Consider the following 4,600-nt stretch of genomic DNA (forward strand, 5'->3'; position numbering starts at 1 on the left):
CCGAAGCGGGCATCAAGGTCGGCGACATCGACCACGTCGTGCTCGTCGGTGGGTCGACCCGTATGCCGCAGGTCACCGAGCTGGTCAAGCAGCTCACCGGCGGCAAGGAGCCCAACAAGGGCGTCAACCCGGACGAGGTCGTCGCCGTCGGCGCCGCCCTGCAGGCCGGTGTCCTCAAGGGTGAGCGCAAGGACGTGCTGCTCATCGACGTCACCCCCCTGAGCCTCGGCATCGAGACCAAGGGCGGCATCATGACCAAGCTCATCGAGCGCAACACGGCCATCCCCACCAAGCGCAGCGAGACCTTCACGACCGCCGACGACAACCAGCCGTCGGTCGCCATCCAGGTCTTCCAGGGCGAGCGCGACTTCACGCGCGACAACAAGCCGCTCGGCACCTTCGAGCTGACCGGCATCGCGCCCGCGCCCCGCGGCATCCCGCAGATCGAGGTCACCTTCGACATCGACGCCAACGGCATCGTGCACGTGTCCGCGAAGGACAAGGGCACGGGCAAGGAGCAGTCGATGACGATCACCGGCGGCTCGTCGCTGCCGAAGGACGACATCGAGCGCATGGTGCGCGAAGCCGAGGAGCACGCCGCCGAGGACAAGAAGCGCCGCGAGGCCGCCGAGGTCCGCAACCAGGCCGAGACCCTCTCGTACTCGATCGAGAAGCTCATCAAGGACAACGAGGACAAGCTCCCCGACGAGGTGAAGACCTCCGTCCAGGCCGACGTCGATGCGCTGAAGACCGCGCTCGCGGGCGATGACGAGGATGCCGTGAAGACGGCGTTCGACAAGCTCAACGCGTCGCAGCAGCAGCTCGGCGAGGCCATCTACGCCTCGGCGCAGGCCGCTGGCGAGCCGGCCGACCCGACGGTCGCCGACCCGGGCAACGGCAGCGTGCCGAACCCCGAGGAAGACGTCATCGACGCCGAGGTCGTCGAGGACGAGGACGACAAGAAGCCGGGAACCGGAAAGTAAGAGAATCGAACCATGACGAACAAGGACTTCGAAGAGCCCATCGACGAAGTCCCCGGTGACGAGGGGTCGGAGGCGCACGCCTCCGGCCCCGACTCGCAGGGGGACCAGCGTGAGGGCGACGACCTGACCGTCGACGACATCCTCGATGCGCCGCAGACCGACGAGGCCGCCGTCGCAGAGGCCTCCGCCGAGGACCGCGACCTGATCCTGGACCTCAAGCGGGTCCAGGCCGAGTACGCCAACTACCGCCGTCGCACCGAGGACCAGCGCGAGGTGGAGATCGCCCGCGCCAAGGGATCGGTCGCCAAGGGGCTGCTGCCGGTGCTCGACGACCTCGACCGTGCCGAGAAGCACGGCGATCTGGTCGAAGGCTCGCCGCTGGCGGCGATCGCGGAGAAGCTGCGCGCAGTGGTCGCACGCCTTGGTGTGGAGACCTATGGCGTCGCGGGCGAGGTGTTCGACCCGCAGCAGCACGAGGCCATCTTCCACGCCCCGAACCCCGGAGGGGTCGAGGACGGCACGATCCTCGACGTCGTCGAGGTCGGCTATCGCCTGGGCACGATCGAACTGCGGCCGGCCAAGGTCGTCGTCGCCGGTTCCGCTGACTGACGGGAGGAGGTGTCCATGGCCAGTCAGGATTGGTTCGACAAGGACTTCTACAAGGTCTTGGGCGTCTCCAAGGACGTGTCCGAGGCCGATCTGAAGAAGGCGTACCGCAAGCTCGCCCGGACGTATCACCCCGACTCGACGCAGGGCGATCCTGCCAAAGAGGCGAAGTTCAAGGAGATGAGCGAGGCGTACGCCGTGCTCTCCGACAAGAGCCAGCGCGAGGAGTACGACCAGATCCGTGCGATGGGCGCCGGTGGTGCGCGCTTCCAGGCGCCCGGCGCCGGTTCCGGCGGGTTCGAGGACGTCTTCAGTCGCTTCGGACAGTCGCGCGGATCGGCGCAGTCGGCTGACTTCGATGACCTGTTCTCGATGTTCGGCCAAGGCGGCGGCTTCGGCTCCGGACGGTTCGGGCAGTCCACCGGTGGATTCCGAGGCTACGGCGGCCCGCAGCGCGGCGCGGACGTGACCGCACGGACCACCCTCGACTTCCAGACCGCGGTCAAGGGCGAGACGATCACCCTCGCGGGCGAGGACGGCAAGCCGTTCAAGGTGAAGATCCCCGCCGGCGTCGCCGACGGACAGAAGATCCGTCTGCGCGGGCGGGGGCGCCCGTCGCCGGACGGCGGCGAGTCCGGCGACATCGTCGTGAGCGTCTCGGTGCGCCCGCACCCGGTGTTCGTCCGCGACGGGCTGAACCTGCGCGTGACGGTTCCGGTCACCTTCACGGAAGCCGCACTCGGCGCCACGATCGAGGTGCCGACTCTGGGGGGAGATCCGGTCAAGCTGCGTGTGGCGCCGGGTACGCCCTCGGGGCGCGTGCTGCGCGTCAAGGGTCGCGGTGTGCACACGGCGAAGGGCGCCGGCGACCTTCTCGCCGAGGTGCAGGTGGCTGTGCCGTCGCATCTGGACGACCAGGCGAAGGAAGCACTGCAGCGCTTCCACGAGCTGGAGCCGAAGGAGAACCCGCGCGCCGACCTCATGGCCAAGGCCCGGGAGTGAGCATGGTCGACGAGCACCCCGATGAGGAAGCGCCGATCTTCGCGATCGCCGTCGCGGCGGAGCTTGCCGGCATGCACCCGCAGACCCTCCGTCAGTACGATCGGCTGGGCCTCGTCGTTCCCGGGCGCACGCAGGGCGGGTCGCGGCGGTATTCGCTGCGGCACGTGAAGCAGTTGCGCGAGGTGGCCTCCCTCTCGGCCGAGGGCATGAGTCTGCCGGCGATCTCGCGCCTGATCGAGCTCGAGAACGAGGCGCGCGGACTGCGCCGTCGCGTCGCCGAACTCGAGCAGCGTCTGCAGGAGGAACTGGCCCGTCGCTCCCGCGTCTTCGCGGCGGGGGCGACGGGATCGGTCGTGACCCTCCGCCACGGAACGCGCGTGCGTCGGGCGACCGAGGTGGTGCTGTGGCGTCCGCTTCCGTCGGCGGATGCCGAGTCCGACGACTAGCCGCTACGAGGCGGTGCCGGCGGCGACGGCATCCACGAACGCGCCGTAGTCCGCCCGCGAGAGGGCGGCGTAGCCGTAGGCCCACTCCACGATGGCCTCGGCGCACGCGCGCCCCTCACCGAGGTACCCGATGACCTTCGCGGCGTTCGGGGACTGGCCGTGGGCCCGGGCCAACACCGTCGCGCACGCCTGCGCGTAGAGACGGAACGGGCCGTCCTCGAGCGTTTCGGCGTCGATGCCGCCCTTCATGTCGCGGAACTGGCGCACGTAGTAGTCGGCGCGCTCACCGCGGAAGTGTCCGAGGAACGGGTCGGACGACCCCTGCAGAATGCGCTGTAGCGCCACGACACGCCCGCCCTGACCGTGGCGGTCGACGAACGCCGTGAGCTCCTCCGGCTGTGCGCAGCCGCCGTACTGCTCGAGCACGCTGCGCCCCGCCTCTTTCACCTGCATCAGCAGTGCGGCGCCGTCTCCGTCGACGAAGACGGCGATGTAGCAGCGGGTGCCCACGCTGCCCACCCCGACGACCCGACGCGCCACGTCGGAGAAGGTGTAGTGGGAGAGCACGAGCTGCACATCCGCGCGCGTCGTCGCGATGTACTGGGCCAGGGACGCATCGACCGCGGCCGCCACGTCGGGCGTGACGCGCGTCAGCGTCGGAGGCTGCTCGACGAAGCGCAGTCGCCCATCGGCATCGGCCTCCGTGATCTTGCGCACGGCCTTGTCGCCGGTGCGCTTCTCGGCATCCGCGATCGCGGCGCGCAGCACCTTGCGCGACGCCTTGTCGCTCGTGACGAGCGCGCCCGCGGCGTCGAAGTGCTGGTAGAACCGGGCGAGCGGAGTGACTTCCTCGCCGACGGCCAGGGCGCGAGCGTAACGGCGGACGGCGGCGCGCGCGGCATCCGCGGTCACCGCATCGTCGCGCCCGGTCGCTTGACCTGCCACGACGATGCTCGTCACGAGACGCTTGAGATCCCACTCCCAGCTCGCCCACGCCGACTCGTCGAAGTCGTTGAGATCGAACACGAGCGTGCGCTGCGGAGACGCGTAGAAACCGAAGTTGGCGACGTGCGCGTCGCCGCAGGAGGCGACGAGGATGTCGCTGCGCGGTCCGGCGGCGAGGTCGTCCGCCATCAGCGCCGCCGTGCCCCGGTAGAACGCGAAGGGGCTGGCGGACATCCGCTCATCGCGGAGGGGCAGGAGCTCGGCGACCCGCGTGGCGGCCTGCGCGGCCAGGATGCCGAGGGGATCACGCGGACGTGTCGGCAGCTCCGCCAGGATCCGGCGGGGCAGCTCCCTCCGCAGCGCGCGGCCCTGGTCGAAGGCGACCTGGCGAGAGTCGGGCGCGGTCCAGGCGGCGGTGGTCATGCGCTCATGATGGCACCGAATCGGGGCCGCCCGCGGCGTCTGCGTCCGCGCGGTCCGGGGTGGAGGCAGACGCCGACGCCATGCCGCGTCCGATCGCTGCCGCCCGGTCGTCCTCGAGCCGCTGCCCCACGCGCTGCATCTGGTCGGTGAGGGCGGAGATGACCGTGGCGCTGGTGACGCCCAACACGACGAGCC

5 protein-coding genes and 1 pseudogene are annotated in these 4,600 nt (G+C 70.1%); 4 read left to right on the top strand and 2 right to left on the bottom strand.

Annotated elements, in window-relative coordinates; translation table 11 throughout:
• The 4 genes from I5I_RS13770 to I5I_RS13785 form a co-directional block, all read left to right on the top strand.
• Positions 1-983, top strand: a 983-nt coding sequence (locus I5I_RS13770) for an Hsp70 family protein (protein ID WP_036320975.1), incomplete at its 5' end; no start/stop codon positions are given.
• A gap of 12 nt (positions 984-995) precedes the next feature.
• Entirely contained in the window at positions 996-1,592 is a 597-nt protein-coding gene (locus I5I_RS13775; RefSeq protein WP_036320978.1) for a nucleotide exchange factor GrpE, read from the top strand.
• 15 nt (positions 1,593-1,607) lie between these two features.
• Positions 1,608-2,591 carry a DnaJ C-terminal domain-containing protein gene (locus I5I_RS13780; RefSeq protein WP_036320982.1) on the top strand — a complete coding sequence of 328 codons (984 nt, stop codon included), beginning with the start codon at positions 1,608-1,610 and terminating at the stop codon, positions 2,589-2,591.
• Positions 2,592-2,593: 2 nt separating this feature from the next.
• The gene (locus I5I_RS13785) at positions 2,594-3,037 is read left to right on the top strand and encodes a heat shock protein transcriptional repressor HspR (protein ID WP_036320988.1); all 444 of its coding nucleotides are present in this window, start codon (positions 2,594-2,596) and stop codon (positions 3,035-3,037) included.
• Between the two features lie 3 nt (positions 3,038-3,040).
• Here the strand turns inward: I5I_RS13785 and I5I_RS13790 are convergent, their stop codons facing one another.
• The gene (locus I5I_RS13790) at positions 3,041-4,405 is read right to left on the bottom strand and encodes a DUF2252 domain-containing protein (RefSeq protein WP_036320984.1); all 1,365 of its coding nucleotides are present in this window, start codon (positions 4,403-4,405) and stop codon (positions 3,041-3,043) included.
• 4 nt (positions 4,406-4,409) lie between these two features.
• A pseudogene (locus I5I_RS17680) lies at positions 4,410-4,600 on the bottom strand (hypothetical protein); the annotation flags it as partial.

Origin of the sequence: Microbacterium sp. B24, from assembly GCF_000333415.1 — a bacterium.
Taxonomy (GTDB): Bacteria; Actinomycetota; Actinomycetes; order Actinomycetales; family Microbacteriaceae; genus Microbacterium.